Raw genomic sequence first — 13574 nt, forward strand, 5'->3', positions numbered from 1 at the left:
GTTCTATTACCTAGTTATATAACTGGGATCAAGGAGCGAATGCCGTGGCCGATGCAAAGACCGATATCAAGCAGAGCGAAGAGTGGCAGAAAGCCGTCGATTACGAGATCGCGGATAGCGACATCGAGCGGCAGCGCAAACTGATCGGCTTCTGGGAACCGCAGAAGACGGCTGAATATGTCCAGACCGCCTCGGAAGACTCGATCCGCAACTGGGCCTACGGCTGCGGCGATGACAATCCGCTGTTTTGCGATCCGGCCTATGCCCGCAAGACCCGGTGGGGCGGGATCATCGCGCCGGGCATGTTCGTCGGCCAGATCAACCGCCCTATGAAGGGCGATCCGGTGCCGGACGAAATCCGCGCGCTCAAGAAGAGCCTGTTCAAGGGTATCCACGTCTTCGTGTCCGGCTCGGAATGGAATTTCTACCGTCCGGTGCGACCGGGTGACACGATCTACTCCTATGGCGGCGACCTGACCTGCGAGGTCAAACAATCGGAATTTGCCGGCCGATCGGTGATCATCACCAGCCGCCGGGTCAAGGTCAATCAGCGTGCGGAAGTGATCGCGACCTATGATCTTCTGCGCGTGCTCACCGAACGCAAGACCGCCGCGAAAAAGGGCAAGAATCTCTCGATCCAGCCGGCGACCTATACCGACGAGGAATTGCAGGCGATCGAGGACATCTACGCCGGCGAAAAGGTGCAAGGCAGCAGCAAGCGCTGGTTCGAGGATGTCGAAAAGGGTGATGCCCTGGGGCTTCAGGCCAAGGGGCCGCTGACCGTGACCGACGTGATCTGCTTCCACGCGGGCGGCTACGGCTTCACCCCCTATGCGCCGACGGCCAACCGCCGCGCGCACAAGAACCGCCAGCGCATCCCGGCGTTCTACGTCAAGAACGAGCACGGCATTCCCGATGTCGCTCAGCGGCTGCACTGGGACCCGGTGTGGGCGCAGGCGATCGGCAATCCGATGGCCTACGACTACGGGGTCATGCGCGAGAACTACCTGTGGCAGTACCTCAACGACTGGGCCGGCAATGACGGCGTGATCGTCCATGTCCACGACGAGATCCGCAAGTTCAACTACATGGGCGATGTCCAGCGGGTCTCCGGTGAAGTGCTGGGCAAGCGGACCGAAAACGGGCAGAACCTCGTCGATGTCGCGGTGCGCTTCGTCAACCAGCGCGGTGAGGAGACGGTGCGCTCGACCGCCACCATCGCCTTGCCGAGCAAGGACAAGCCGCTGCCGCTCTATCCCGAGGTGCCGGCTGATCTCGCCGAAACCGCGGTGCGGATGATGGCGCGGCATTGGGAACTGGGCGGGGATTGAACGCAGTCATGGCCGATGAAGTGCTGATCACGAACGAGGGCGGTGTCCGCATCATCACCCTCAACCGGCCCGACCGGCTCAATGCGCTCAATGGCGCGATCATGGCGCCGCTGGCGGATGCTTGCGCCGATGCCGCGCGCGATGCCTCGGTCGGCTGCGTGGTCGTGACGGGGGCCGGGCGGGGCTTCTGCGCGGGCGGTGATCTCAAGGACGGCGGGGGCGACAAGGCTGTTGTCCCGGCCAATCCGGAGAGCGGCAGCCGCGCCGAGCAGAGCTTCGTGCGGCTGCGCGGCTTCATGGAAACCGCGCGCCTGCTGCATGAGATGCCCAAGCCGACCATCGCCATGGTCAACGGGCCGGTCGCGGGGGCCGGGATCGGCATCGCCGGGGCCTGCGACTTGCGCTTCGCCGCGCGCTCGGCGAGCTTCCTCACCGCGTTCGACAAGATCGGCGCAGGTGGGGATTTCGGATCGACCTGGTTCTGGACCAAGATCCTCGGCACCGGAGTCGCGCGCGAACTGTTCTTGCTGGGCGAGAAGCTGTCCGGCGAGGAAGCCTTCGCCAAGGGCATCTACACCCGCCTGTTCGACGACGAGGTGCTGCAAGCGGAAACCCTGAAGGCCGCGCACCGGCTGGCCGACGGACCGCGCATGGGCTTCCGCTACATGAAGCAGAACCTCAACAATGCCGAGGACTGGTCGTTCGAAGCCCAGTTCGACGCTGAGGCGCTCAACATGGGGCTTTCCACCCAGGCGACGGCGATGATCTGGCGCGAAGCGCGCAAGGCCGGCGAAGACAAGGGTGGTTGAACCGATCGAGATCTCGGTCGATGTCAGCGCGGCCTTGCCGCCGGAGGTCAGCGGGGGGCAGCCGCTCTTCATCAGCAGCTGGGTGTTCCTGCCCGATGCGTTCCCGGATCGGCCCACGGTCATCTCGTTGCTGAACGGGGGAACTTACGACCGGCGCTACTTTCATTTCGAGGTGCCCGGGCGAACCGGATATTCGCTGGCCGACTTTCTGCGCCAGCGCGGGCATATCGTGGTGCTGCCCGACCATCTCGGGATCGGCGCAAGCGGCCGGGCGAGCAATCAGATGCTGGTGACCCGGCATGTCGCCGCAGCGGCGAACCATGCGGCCATGACCGAAATCTACGCGCGTCTTGCTGCGGGCACGATCAGTCCCGCCTTTCCGCCGCTTCAGGCGATGGTCAAGGTTGGCGGCGGCCATTCCATGGGGGCGTTCCAGACCATCACCCAGCAGGCCGCGCACCGCACCTACGATCTCTGCCTGATCCTTGGCTATACCGCTTGCGGAGTTCACTTGCACGTCGACGGCCAGACGATTCCGGCCGATCGCGGACCGCTTGATTTCGCGATGCCTGACTACATTCTCCATGACCGATCGCGCCTGCATTCGACCTTCCACTGGGATGACGTGCCTCCCGACGTGATTGCGGTTGACGATAGTCTGCTGGTCGAGGTCCCCTATGTGCTCAGCGCGCAATCGGTGATGATGGGTATCGTGCGAGAGGATGCCGCGCGCATCGACGTGCCGCTTTACATCAATCTGGGCGAGCGCGACGTCTCGCCCGACCCTCACGCCGAGCCCGGCTACTACCGCAACAGCCGCGACATCACGCTGCACATCCTGCCGCGCTCGGGCCACTGCCAGAACTTCGCCGAGACGCGGCTGGAGATGTACGAGCGGATCGACCGCTGGGTGCGCGATCAGGCGGGAAATTGAAGCGCGCTTCAGCGTGCCAAAATTGGATTACTGTCTGACCGGTAACCCGGCGCAACAAAAATCGTCTGGAAGCCGCGCGCATAGACGCCCTGCTCATCCGCAAAGACGTTGCGTGCTGTGCCGTGGCCGTTGCCGGCCATGTGGGTCTCGGCGTCGAGCAGGAACCATTCGCCGACGGGCATGCGCAGGAACTGGACGGTGATGTCGAGATTGGCGAAGGACCAGTCTTCCGCATGCGTCGCCGATCCGAAGCCATTGCCGAAATCGGCGAAGAGGCAGGCCTTGACGAATTGCGACGGTGCGGTCCCGCGGATGACTTCGCCGTCCATGGCCAGCCACGATATGCCGCGACCAGGCTCGCCGGGACCGCCCTCGACGCGCCGCAGCCGGATCGCCCCAGCCATGCGCATTGCGCGGGGGCTTTCGATCTCGGGTACGCTGGCGGGCACTGGATAGTCGTGCGGCACCGGGAAAACCGGCGTCTCCATCCACCTCACTCGCAGCACGTGCGCCTGCGCCACTGGGCGATCGTCCGCCAGCAGAGTGACGCGGTGGAGCTTGCTCTGCCGCCCGTCGCGCAGCAGTTCGGTGGCCATGGTCAGCGGCTGGTGCGGCACCTTTCCGAAGATGTCGACCTGGAAGCGGGCGATCTCGAAATGGGCGTCGAGCGCTGCATCCTCGGCCCCGCTGGCGAGCAGCGCGCTGACAGGTCCACCGGCGATGGCGCGGCCGTCCCATGGGCTGCGCGTCAGGCCGGAAGGGCGATATTCCGCGCCATCCCGTTCGTAGTAGAATGGAGGCCAGGGCCGGGTTTCAGCTTCGTTCAAACGCGCGTGCTCCTCTGTCGACATATTTGACCTAGTGATATAAGTAAGGCATAGGATGCGCGGTCAATCAAGCACCGCAACGGGAGAGTTTTGTCAATGGACCTGAGCTATGGCGAAGCAGCGGAGGCGTTCCGCAAGGAAGTCCGCGGCTTCATCAAACAGGCCTGGCAGCCCGGTGAATTGCGCGGGGCCGAGCTCAAGGACAATATCCGCGCGTTCCGCCGCGCGGCGATCGAGCGGGGCTATCTCTACCGCTCGGTGCCCAAACGCTATGGCGGCTCGGAGCAGCCCGTCGATGTGATCCGCGCGCAGGTGATCCGCGAGGAATTCGGCCGGGCTCGCGCGCCGATGGAAGTGGGCGGCAACGGCGTCAACATGACCGTGCCGACCTTGCTCGAAAAGGGCACCGAGGAGCAGCGCGAGCTGTTCATCCGCCCTACGATTGAAGGCGATTACGTCTGGGGGCAGGGCTATTCCGAACCCGGCTCCGGCAGCGATCTCGCCTCGGTGCGGACGAAGGGCGAGCTCTCCGCCGATGGCAGCAAGTGGATCGTCAACGGGCAGAAGATCTGGACGAGCCAGGGCATGCAGGCGACGCACATGTTCATGCTGGTGCGCACCGAGCCCGATGCGCCCAAGCACGATGGCATCACTTACCTGCTGATGGACCTGAACCAGCCGGGCGTGACCCGCCGCCCGATCCGGCAGATGACCGGGGAGCAGGGCAGCCACACCTTCTGCGAGTTTTTCTTCGACAATGCCGAGGCACCCGTCTCGTGGCAGGTGGGCGAGCGCGGGCAGGGCTGGTACGTCAGCCGCACCACGCTCAAGCACGAGCGCGCCAGCATCGGGAGCGCCGACGGCCTCGGCAGCCAGTTCCGCAAGCTCGTCGAACTGGCGCAGGAAATGGGCCGGATCGGTGATCCGCTGGTCCGCGACCGGCTGGCCGAGATCGAAGGCCGCGTGCTCTCGCACCGCTACACCAGCTTCCGCCTGTTCTCGTGCGCCGCGGCGGGCGAGGATCCGGGTGCGGTCCCGCTGCTGATGAAGTTGCTGCTCACCGAAATTGGCCACGATATCGCTCTCCTCGCACAGGACCTTATTGGCGAGGAAGGCATGACCGAACCGGTGGGGGCAGGCGGACAAGGCCCGCGCGGCCCTCGCGGCCCCAACAAATGGCTCGATCAGATCATGGGCAGCCTCGGCAATTCGATCGCGGGCGGCGCCAGCAATATCCAGCGCAATATCATTGGCGAACGCGGTCTCGGCCTGCCGCGCGATCTCGCGATGAGCGCGGAGAAGTAAGCCATGCATTTTCATCTGACAGCGGAACAAGTCGCGATTCAGGATGCCGTGCGGGGCACGCTCGGCGAATGCTGGGGAATGGAGCGGCTCCATGCCTTTGCCGATGGCGAAGCCGACTTCGATGCCGAGAGCTGGCAGGCGCTGATGGCGCTGGGGATCGGCGCTCTTGCGCTGCCCGAGGCGGAAGGCGGCGCCGGGCTCGGGCTGCTAGACGCCGCACTTGTCTGCGAAGTGGCGGGCGAGGCGGCTGCGCCCGGACCGCTGATCGGGCAAATTGTCGCCGCGCTCGCTGTGGCACAATGCAGCGATGCTGCCACCCGCGCGCTGCTACCGGGCATTGTCAGCGGCGAGGCCGTGGCGACACTCGCGCTCGACAGCGATCTCGTCCAATGCGCCCGCGCGGCCCAGCTGTTTCTGGCGGACGACGGAGCCGGCGGGCTCTGCCTGATCGCCGCGGGCGAGGGGGTGGCAATCGAAGCGGTCAGCGCCACCGATCGCAGCCGCCCGGTCTCGCGCGTAACCTTCGGATCGGCCAAGACCTATCCGCTGTTCGCGGCGGGCGATCCGATGGTCCAGCGCATCCGCGATGCGGCGCTGGTGCTCATTGCCGCCGACGCGCTCGGCGGCGCGCAGCATTGCACCGATCTTTCGGTCGAATATGCCAAGACGCGCGAACAGTTCGGCCAGCCGATTGGCCGGTTCCAGGGTCTCAAGCATCAGCTCGCGCACATGATGCTCGATGTCGAGCCCGCGCGCGCGCAAGTCTGGTACGCCGCCTATGCGTGGGATGCCGGATTGCCTGACGCGACCCGCGCGGCGGCGATGGCCAAGGCGCATTTGTGTGAGGTCTATACCCGCACCACGCGCGCCGCCATCGCGGCGCATGGCGGCATCGGCTACACGTGGGAATATGGGCTCAACTATTGGTTCCGCCGCTCGGTGCACAACCGGGCCTGGCTTGGCAGTCCGGCGCAGCATCGCGCCCGCGCCGCAGAGCTGGCGGGTTGGTAGAGAAAACAGAGGAAGGGAGCATCGGGCCATGAAGCCGGGTTCGCGTCTGAAAAGCACGGTTTGTGACAGTGAAGTGGTGGTGATCCGCTATGGCAGCGGCGTGCTCACCTGCGGCGGCGCGCCGCTGGGCGATGGTGCCGGAGAGCGCGGAGAAATCGATCCCGCGCAGGCTGGCGGCACCGTCATGGGCAAGCGCTATGTTGACGCTGCCGGTACGGTCGAGCTGCTCTGCGTCAAGCCGGGCAAAGGCGCTCTGGCGCTCGATGGTTTGGCACTGCAGCTCAAGGAAGCCAAGCCGCTTCCGGCCTCGGACTGAACGGACCTGCCCGGCCCATGAACATCGCCCTTTTTCTGGAAATGGCGGCACAAGCCGATCCCGACCGGATCGGCCTCGTCTGCGACGGCAAGCACTGGTCCTATGGCGAGCTTGACGCCGCCGCGCGCGGGGCCTGTGCGCTTATCCGCGCGAGCGGGGCAGGCCATGTCGCGCTGCTCGACGAATCGAGCGAGGCGGCAGTGATCGCGCTGTTCGGCGCGGCGCTCGCCGGCGTGCCCTATTGCCCGCTCAACTACCGACTGGCCGATGCCGATCTCGCCGCGCTGCTTGGCCGCGTGGCGCCTGCGCTCATTGTCGGCGATGCCCGGCGTGTGCAGCAGCTATCGGGCGATGCCGGACACATCGTCTATCCGCGCAGCGAGTTCACGCTCGCTGCACTCGAAGCCGTGGTGGACGAACAGGCCGAATGCGATCCGGGCGAGGGCGTCTGCATCCAGCTCTTCACCAGCGGCACGACCGCCGCGCCCAAGGCCGCCATTCTCGCGCATTCCAACCTCGTTTCCTACATTCTCGGCACGGTCGAGTTCGGCTCGGCGGAGGAAAGCGAAGCGACGCTTGTTTCGGTGCCGCCCTACCATATCGCCGGGATAGCTGCGCTGGTCTCCTCGATCTACGCCCAGCGCAGGGTGGTGCTCCTTCCTGCCTTCGCGCCGGAGGACTGGCTGAAACTGGTCGAGGCCGAGAAGGTCACCAATGCCTTCGTCGTGCCAACCATGCTCGGGCGAATCATCCAGGCGCTGGACAAGGGCGTGCGCGCCGATATCGGCTCGCTGAAGGCCATCGCCTATGGCGGGGGCAAGATGCCGCTCGAACTGATCCACCGCGCACTTGATCTGTTTCCCGAGACTGCTTTCACCAATGCCTATGGCCTGACCGAGACAAGCTCGACCATCGCGCTGCTTGGTCCCGAGGAGCATCGCGCAGCGCATCGCTCGGACGATCCCAAAGTGCGCGCCCGGCTCGCCTCGGTCGGCATTCCACTGCCGACCATCGAGCTCGCGATTCGCGGCGAGGACGGCGAGGTCCTGCCCGCCGGACAACCGGGCGAGATTTACGTGCGCGGCGATCAGGTTTCGGGCCGGTACAAGGAAAAGAGCGCGCTCGATGCCGAGGGCTGGTTCCCGACGCGTGATGCCGGCTACCTCGACGAGGACGGCTATCTGTTCCTCGCCGGGCGCGCCGATGATGTGATCGTGCGGGGGGGTGAGAATATCTCCCCCGGCGAGATCGAGGATCTGCTGCTTACGCATCCCGCGATCGCCGATATTGCGGCTGTTGCGGTGCCCAGCCTCGAATGGGGCGAGGCAGTTGGCGTCGCCGTGGTGGTGCGCGGCGGCTTTGCGCAGCCGGATGCGGACGAGATCCGGAGCATGGTCCGCGCGCGGCTGCGTTCGAGCCGGGTGCCCGAAGTGGTGCGCTTCTTCCCGAGCCTGCCCTACAACGAGATGGGCAAGTTGCTGCGCCGCGAAGTCAAGAAGCTGCTCGCGGCGTGATGTTCGAGCGGCTCGCGCTGCCGCTCGTTTGCGCGCCGATGAGCTTTGCCTCCTCGGTCGCTCTGGCAGCGACCTGTAGCAAGGCGGGGGTCGTGGCGGGCTGGCAGGGCGGGGCGGCGACCCCGGTCAGCGAGTTCGAACGCTATCTCGACACGCTGGCGCAAACAGAGGGCGCACCGGCGCTGGTCAATCTGCCCGCGCGCATTGCCAATGACGGCGACGGCGAAGCGCGGCTGGCGCTGCTGGAGCGCCACCGCGCCGCGCTGGTGCTTTCGAGCGTCGGGAACCCCACCGCTCTGGTCGAACGTGTCCACGCATGGGGCGGGCGCGTGATCCAGGACGTGACCACGCTGCGCCATGCCGAAAAGTCGATCGAGGCCGGGGTCGATGGGTTGATGCTCACCTGTGCCGGGGCTGGCGGACATACCGGGTTCATCACGCCGTTTGCCTTCGTGCCTGCCGTGCGGCGGATATGGGACGGTTTGCTGATTGTGGGCGGGGGGATTGCCGATGTCCGGGGTATGGCTGCCGTCCTCGCGCTGGGCGGCGATCTGGCCTGCATGGGCACACGCTTTATCGCCACGCCGGAAAGCGGAGTGGTTCAGGCCCACCGCGAGATGATCGCGGGCGCCGGGATCGATCGGATCATGATTTCCGCCGCGATGAACGGGGTTCCCGCCAACTGGATCCGCGACTCCGTCGAAGCCTCCGGGCTCGACCCGGATAGCCTCCCCACGCACCGCGTGCCCATGCCGGAGGGGGTCCGCCCATGGCGCGATATCTTTAGTGCCGGGCAAAGCGTGGGACTAATCGACGCGATTGAGCCGGTGGCAGATCTTGTCGCGCGGATGCGCCGCGAGTTTGCCGAGTTGGTACCGGAGCAAAGCTGGCGGGCCCGGCTCGCCGCGATCGAGCAAGCCTGGGCTTAGGTCTCCATCGTCAGCACGATCCGCCCCGCCTGCGCGCCTTCGGCAGCGGCAGTCATCGCTTCGCGGAATTGCTCAAGCCGATAGGATGCGGCGATATGCGGGCGCAGCACACCCTCGGCGGCCAGCCGGAAAATTTCGCCGCGGTTGGCTTCGGCCTTCTCCGGCTCGAACTCGCCAAACTGACGGATATCGACGCCAACGAGGCTGGAGCCCTTGAGCAGCGGCAGGTTGGTGCGCAGCGCCGCGATGCCTGCGGGAAAACCGATCACCAGATGCCGACCGCCCCAACCCAATGAGCGGAACGCCGGATCGGTCGCCGCGCCGCCGATGCTGTCGAACACCACGTCCACGCCCTTTGCGCTGTTGGCGATCTTCACCTGTTCGCGCCAATCCTCCGCGCGGGCATCGACGGCAGCATCGGCCCCTCCGGCAAGCGCCAGCGCGCGCTTTGGCTCGCTCGAGGCCGAGGCGATCACCCGGGCGCCAAGATGCTTGCCGACCTGGATGGCGGCATAGCCGGTCGCCCCGCCTGCACCGAGCACCAGCAGCGTTTCGCCCGCGCGGAGCAGGCCGCGATCGACCAGCGCGTGCCAGGCAGTTGCGTAACTGACCGGGAAGACCGCCGCTTCGGTAAAGCCCATCGCATCGGGGAGCTTGCGTACGGCGCGGGCGGGCAGGACCGCTTCCTCGGCAAACAGGCCGCCCCACCCGCTCGCCGAAACGCGGTCCCCCAAGATGAGACCGGTGACCGCGCTGCCAATCTCGATGATCTCGCCCGCTGCCTCGCTGCCGGGAACGAATGGCAGCGGCGGCTTCACCTGATAGCGCCCGTCGGCGGTCAGCACGTCGACATAGCTGATTCCGGCAGCGCGGATCGCGATGCGCACCTGATGCGGGACCAAAGGTTGGGACGGCATGTCGCGCAGGCTATAGGCGGAGGGCGGACCGAGTTCATCGGCGATCACGGCGCGGGGCATGGCTCGTTTCCTTCTGGCTTGGCAGTCGTCCGCCGGCTCTTGTCGAGCAGCGAAAGCGTGTTGTCTTCAGTGCTGTGCGCACCAGGCTCGAAAACATGACCGACGATCTCAGGCTCTACGCCTTCAATTGCGGCTGGTTCCAGTGCCGCCCCGGCTACTTCGTCGAAGGCGACGAGGGCGATTATCTGCGTGGGCCTGTCCCGTCCTACCTGATCGATCACCCCAAGGGCCGCGCGCTGTTCGATACCGGCATGGGCGTGCGCTATTGCCGCGATCTGGAGACCGCGCTGCCGGCGAACAAGTTCGGCCTGCAGTGGTTCGAGGGGATGGATATCGCCACCCGCCTGCGTGCGATCGATGTCGATCCTGAGAGCATCGACTGGATCGTCAATTCGCATCTCCACATCGACCATTGCGGCGGCAACGTGCATTTCTCGCGCGCGACCGTTATCGTCCAGGCGCGCGAATACGAGGTTGCGCGCGAGCGGCCCGATCCCGGGCTCTACGAAGCGGTCGATTTCGATACCGGACAACCGATCCGCACGATCGAGGGCGAGCTTGATCTGTTCGGCGATGGCTCGGTGCGGATCGTGCCGACTTACGGGCACACCCACGGCCACCAGAGCATGATCGTCAGGCTCGCGCGTGGCGACGTGCTGCTCGCGGGCGACTGCTGCTATACCGAGCGCAACCTCGATACGATGGTGCTGCCCAAGGCGACTGCTGATCTGGAGGAAGGCCGCCTGACGTTCGAACGGCTGGCACGTGCGCGTGCTGCCGGAACGCGCATCCTGTTCGGCCACGATGGGCGGCAATGGGCGACGATCCGTGAGAACGCCCGGTTCGAATAGCACCGCTGCGCTTCCGGTTACTTGCCGAACTGTCCGCTGACCCGCTCGGCGAAGTCCGGTCCGACACCGGCACTGGCGAACACTTCATGCGCGAGCCCGGCCTGTAGCGGCAGGTCGTCCTGTTCGCGGTAAAGCCGCTTGTAGGCGAACACGCTGTGGCGGCTCTGGCTGGCGATCGCCTCGGCCAGCCGGGCGACCGCGCTGTCCAGCTCGGTATCGGGCACGCAGTGGTTGGCAAGGCCGATCCGCTCCGCCTCGCGGCCCGAAACCGGCAGCCCGGTGAAGCTCATCTCGCGCGCCTTCCATTGCCCGACCCGACGCGGCAGGCGCTGGCTCATGCCCCAGGCCGGGACCAGTGCGAACTTGCCGTGCGTATCGGCGAAGCTGGCGCTTTCGCCGGCGACGATGATGTCGCCAGCAAGCGCCAGTTCGAGCCCGCCAGTGAAACAGCCGCCCTGCACGGCCACGATCACCGGCTGCGCCAGATCGGCCAGACGTGTGACGATCTTCGCCTGATAGTCGCGCTCCGGTGCCTTGGCGCCGCGCTCCTTGAGATCGTTGCCCGCGCAGAACACCTGACCCGATGCACGCAGAATCACGACCGCGATGTTTTCGCCGAGCGCGCGGACTGCATCGAGGTGCGCTGCCAGTTCCCCCCACAGCGCCAGATTGAGGGCATTGCGCTTGTCCGGCCGGTTGAGTGTGAGCGTGACGATCGCGCCCGTGCGCTCAAACAGAACGAGATCGCTCATCTTTGCCCTCCATCGACCCGCAGCAATGCCCCCGTGGTAAAGGAAGACGCGGGGCTCGCCAACATCAGCGCGGCAGTCATAATTTCGGGCGGATGTCCGGGACGCCCGAGCGCAACAGGCTGCTTTTCGCGCCGCTTCGGATCCCACGCCTCGGCAATATCGGTCAGGAACGGGCCCGCGCTGATCGTGTTGACCCGCACCTTGGGGGCATATTCACGCGAGAGCGAGACGGTCATGGCATTGAGGGCGGCCTTGGCAGCGCCGTAGGGCACCACGCCGGGAAGCGCCATCAGCGCGCCGGTCGAACTGATGTTGATGATCGCGCCGCCATCGCCCTCGGCCATGCGGCGGCCGATCTGACTGGCGAGCCGGAACGGGCCCTTGAAATTCAGATTGAGCACCGAATCGAACAGGCTCTCGGGCATATCGTGGCTGGGGCACGGGGGCGACATGCCGGCGTTGTTGATCAGCACGTCGACCCGGCCGAAGTCGGCATAGGCTGACGCGATCAGTGCATCGCATTCGGCCCAGCGGCCGACATGTGCCGCCACCGCCAAGGCACGACGACCCAGCGCGCGGCATTCATTTGCAACCGTCTCGCATTTTTCGAGCTTGCGACTGGCGATGATCACTTCGGCGCCGCGCTCGGCAAAGGCCTTGACCATCTGATAGCCCAGCCCGCGGCTGCCGCCGGTGACGAGCACGACCTTGCCGGTGAAATCGAACAAGGGGTCCATCAGGCGAGAGACTTCATCCGGGTCGGGATATGTTCGCTCGGAAAAAGCCCCGGTGCTGCCGAACCGCGCTTGAGAAGCGCCTTGGCGACCTGTGCCTTGTGGACCTCGGTCGGGCCATCGGCGAGCGCGAGGCTGGCGACGCCGCCCCACCAGTCGGCCAGCGGCAGTTCGTGCGTAACGCCAAGGCTGCCGTGGAGATGGATCGCGCGCTGGATGATGTCGTGATAGACCTTCGCCATCTGCACCTTGCACATCGCGATCAGAGTGCGCGGGTTCACCGGAGGCGTCCGCCCGGCTTCGACCTCATCGATCGACCAGGCCGTCTTCATCACCAGCAGCCGGAACTGTTCGAGCTCGATCCAGCTCTCAGCGATCATGCCTTGCACGAACTGGTGCTCGGCGAGCAGCCGGCCCTGCGTGCGGCGCGAATTGGCGCGTTCGACCATCATGTCGAGCGCGCGTTGGCACTTGCCGACGGTGCGCATGGCGTGATGGACGCGCCCGCCGCCGAGCCGCGCCTGCGCCACCTTGAAGCCTTCGCCGGGCAGGCCGAGCATGGCATCGAGCGGAACGCGGACCTTGTTGTAGCGGATATAGGCGTGAATGCCGTCGTCGCCGGCCAGATCATCGCCCATCACCTTGACATTGCGCAGGATTTCCACCCCCGTCGTATCGGTCGGCACGATCAGCATGCTCATCCGTCCGTGCGGCGGGTTTTCCGGATTGGTCACCGCCATCACGATCAGGAAGGCTGCATAGCGGGCGTTCGAGGAGAACCACTTCTCGCCCTCAATCACCCATTCCTCGCCCTCCTGCCATGCGCGGCAGACGAACTCCTTTGGATCGGCACCGGCCTGCGGCTCTGTCATCGAGAAGCATGAGACGATATCCCCGTCCATCAGCGGCTGGAGGTAGCGCGCCTTCTGCTCTTCGGTGCCGAACATCGCCAGAATCTCGGCATTGCCGGTATCGGGTGCGGCCGTGCCGAACACCGTCGGTGCCCAATAGGCGCGGCCGAGGATCTCGTTCATCAAGGCGAGCTTGACCTGACCGTAGCCCGGTCCGCCCAGATGCGGGCCGAGGTGGCAGGCCCAGAGCCCGCGCGCCTTCACTTCGGCCTGCAAGGGCGCAATCGCCGCACGGCTCTCGCGGTTGGCAAAGTCATACGGCGCGCCGTGGCCGGGAAAGCGGTAGTCGAGCGGTTCGACCTTGGTCTTCACGAAGTCCATCATCCAGTCGAGCTGGGCTTGGAAAGCGGGATCTGTCTGGAATTGCCACATG

Annotated in this window: 14 protein-coding genes; 9 read left to right on the plus strand and 5 right to left on the minus strand. The window is 65.7% G+C overall.

Going from position 1 to position 13574, the window contains the following annotated elements; genetic code table 11:
- Nucleotides 1-44: 44 nt before the first annotated feature.
- Genes ACO06X_RS18470 through ACO06X_RS18480 form a run of 3 tightly spaced genes read left to right on the plus strand, consistent with a single transcriptional unit; the run spans nt 45 to nt 3074 of the window.
- Nucleotides 45-1331 carry an FAS1-like dehydratase domain-containing protein gene (locus tag ACO06X_RS18470; protein WP_421837603.1) on the plus strand — a complete coding sequence of 429 codons (1287 nt, stop codon included), beginning with the start codon at nt 45-47 and terminating at the stop codon, nt 1329-1331.
- Nucleotides 1332-1339: 8 nt separating this feature from the next.
- Nucleotides 1340-2140 (plus strand): enoyl-CoA hydratase-related protein, encoded by an 801-nt coding sequence (locus tag ACO06X_RS18475; RefSeq protein ID WP_421837604.1) that lies wholly within the window; start codon nt 1340-1342, stop codon nt 2138-2140.
- A complete protein-coding gene (locus ACO06X_RS18480; RefSeq protein WP_421837605.1) occupies nt 2133-3074 on the plus strand; it encodes an alpha/beta hydrolase in 942 nt (313 codons plus the stop codon). The genes ACO06X_RS18475 and ACO06X_RS18480 overlap by 8 nt, the downstream gene beginning before the upstream one ends.
- Nucleotides 3075-3082: 8 nt before the next feature.
- Here the strand turns inward: ACO06X_RS18480 and ACO06X_RS18485 are convergent, their stop codons facing one another.
- Nucleotides 3083-3901 carry a thioesterase family protein gene (locus tag ACO06X_RS18485; protein ID WP_421837606.1) on the minus strand — a complete coding sequence of 273 codons (819 nt, stop codon included), beginning with the start codon at nt 3899-3901 and terminating at the stop codon, nt 3083-3085.
- 96 nt (nt 3902-3997) lie between these two features.
- Between ACO06X_RS18485 and ACO06X_RS18490 the strand changes: the two genes are divergently transcribed.
- From ACO06X_RS18490 to ACO06X_RS18510, 5 genes are read left to right on the plus strand one after another with little or no spacing between them, the layout of a single operon-like run.
- Nucleotides 3998-5206, plus strand: a complete 1209-nt coding sequence (locus ACO06X_RS18490) for an acyl-CoA dehydrogenase family protein (protein ID WP_421837607.1) — start codon at nt 3998-4000, stop codon at nt 5204-5206.
- A gap of 3 nt (nt 5207-5209) precedes the next feature.
- On the plus strand, nt 5210-6217 hold the full coding sequence (locus ACO06X_RS18495) for an acyl-CoA dehydrogenase family protein (RefSeq protein ID WP_421837608.1): 1008 nt from the start codon (nt 5210-5212) through the stop codon (nt 6215-6217).
- 28 nt (nt 6218-6245) lie between these two features.
- Nucleotides 6246-6533: a hypothetical protein gene (locus tag ACO06X_RS18500; RefSeq protein WP_421837609.1), complete on the plus strand. Its 288-nt coding sequence runs from the start codon at nt 6246-6248 to the stop codon at nt 6531-6533.
- Between the two features lie 17 nt (nt 6534-6550).
- Nucleotides 6551-8047 (plus strand): class I adenylate-forming enzyme family protein, encoded by a 1497-nt coding sequence (locus tag ACO06X_RS18505; RefSeq protein WP_421837610.1) that lies wholly within the window; start codon nt 6551-6553, stop codon nt 8045-8047.
- Nucleotides 8047-8976 carry an NAD(P)H-dependent flavin oxidoreductase gene (locus ACO06X_RS18510; RefSeq protein ID WP_421837611.1) on the plus strand — a complete coding sequence of 310 codons (930 nt, stop codon included), beginning with the start codon at nt 8047-8049 and terminating at the stop codon, nt 8974-8976. The genes ACO06X_RS18505 and ACO06X_RS18510 overlap by 1 nt, the downstream gene beginning before the upstream one ends.
- Here the strand turns inward: ACO06X_RS18510 and ACO06X_RS18515 are convergent.
- Nucleotides 8973-9953, minus strand: a complete 981-nt coding sequence (locus ACO06X_RS18515) for an NADPH:quinone oxidoreductase family protein (protein ID WP_421837612.1) — start codon at nt 9951-9953, stop codon at nt 8973-8975. The genes ACO06X_RS18510 and ACO06X_RS18515 overlap by 4 nt on opposite strands.
- Before the next feature lie 95 nt (nt 9954-10048).
- Here ACO06X_RS18515 and ACO06X_RS18520 point away from each other — a divergent pair, with 95 nt between their 5' ends.
- A complete protein-coding gene (locus ACO06X_RS18520; RefSeq protein WP_421837613.1) occupies nt 10049-10804 on the plus strand; it encodes an N-acyl homoserine lactonase family protein in 756 nt (251 codons plus the stop codon).
- A 17-nt stretch (nt 10805-10821) separates the two neighbouring features.
- Here the strand turns inward: ACO06X_RS18520 and ACO06X_RS18525 are convergent, their stop codons facing one another.
- From ACO06X_RS18525 to ACO06X_RS18535, 3 genes are read right to left on the minus strand one after another with little or no spacing between them, the layout of a single operon-like run.
- Nucleotides 10822-11556, minus strand: coding sequence for an enoyl-CoA hydratase/isomerase family protein (locus ACO06X_RS18525; protein ID WP_421837614.1), 735 nt, complete (start codon nt 11554-11556; stop codon nt 10822-10824).
- A complete protein-coding gene (locus ACO06X_RS18530) occupies nt 11553-12293 on the minus strand; it encodes an SDR family NAD(P)-dependent oxidoreductase (RefSeq protein ID WP_421837615.1) in 741 nt (246 codons plus the stop codon). Before ACO06X_RS18530 ends, ACO06X_RS18525 begins: the two co-directional genes overlap by 4 nt.
- Nucleotides 12293-13573 (minus strand): acyl-CoA dehydrogenase family protein, encoded by a 1281-nt coding sequence (locus tag ACO06X_RS18535; protein WP_421837616.1) that lies wholly within the window; start codon nt 13571-13573, stop codon nt 12293-12295. Before ACO06X_RS18535 ends, ACO06X_RS18530 begins: the two co-directional genes overlap by 1 nt.
- Between the last annotated feature and the right edge of the window lies 1 nt (nt 13574).

Origin of the sequence: Novosphingobium sp., from assembly GCF_965229225.1 — a bacterium.
Lineage (GTDB): Bacteria > Pseudomonadota > Alphaproteobacteria > Sphingomonadales > Sphingomonadaceae > Novosphingobium.

Coding starts and splice junctions, on each gene's coding strand:
- ACO06X_RS18505 (WP_421837610.1), top strand. CDS start 6,551: ATGAACATCGCCCTTTTTCTGGAAATGGCGGCACAAGCCGATCCCGAC.
- ACO06X_RS18520 (WP_421837613.1), top strand. CDS start 10,049: ATGACCGACGATCTCAGGCTCTACGCCTTCAATTGCGGCTGGTTCCAG.
- ACO06X_RS18530 (WP_421837615.1), bottom strand. CDS start 12,293: ATGGACCCCTTGTTCGATTTCACCGGCAAGGTCGTGCTCGTCACCGGC.
- ACO06X_RS18515 (WP_421837612.1), bottom strand. CDS start 9,953: ATGCCCCGCGCCGTGATCGCCGATGAACTCGGTCCGCCCTCCGCCTAT.
- ACO06X_RS18535 (WP_421837616.1), bottom strand. CDS start 13,573: ATGTGGCAATTCCAGACAGATCCCGCTTTCCAAGCCCAGCTCGACTGG.
- ACO06X_RS18500 (WP_421837609.1), top strand. CDS start 6,246: ATGAAGCCGGGTTCGCGTCTGAAAAGCACGGTTTGTGACAGTGAAGTG.
- ACO06X_RS18475 (WP_421837604.1), top strand. CDS start 1,340: ATGGCCGATGAAGTGCTGATCACGAACGAGGGCGGTGTCCGCATCATC.
- ACO06X_RS18490 (WP_421837607.1), top strand. CDS start 3,998: ATGGACCTGAGCTATGGCGAAGCAGCGGAGGCGTTCCGCAAGGAAGTC.
- ACO06X_RS18510 (WP_421837611.1), top strand. CDS start 8,047: ATGTTCGAGCGGCTCGCGCTGCCGCTCGTTTGCGCGCCGATGAGCTTT.
- ACO06X_RS18495 (WP_421837608.1), top strand. CDS start 5,210: ATGCATTTTCATCTGACAGCGGAACAAGTCGCGATTCAGGATGCCGTG.
- ACO06X_RS18525 (WP_421837614.1), bottom strand. CDS start 11,556: ATGAGCGATCTCGTTCTGTTTGAGCGCACGGGCGCGATCGTCACGCTC.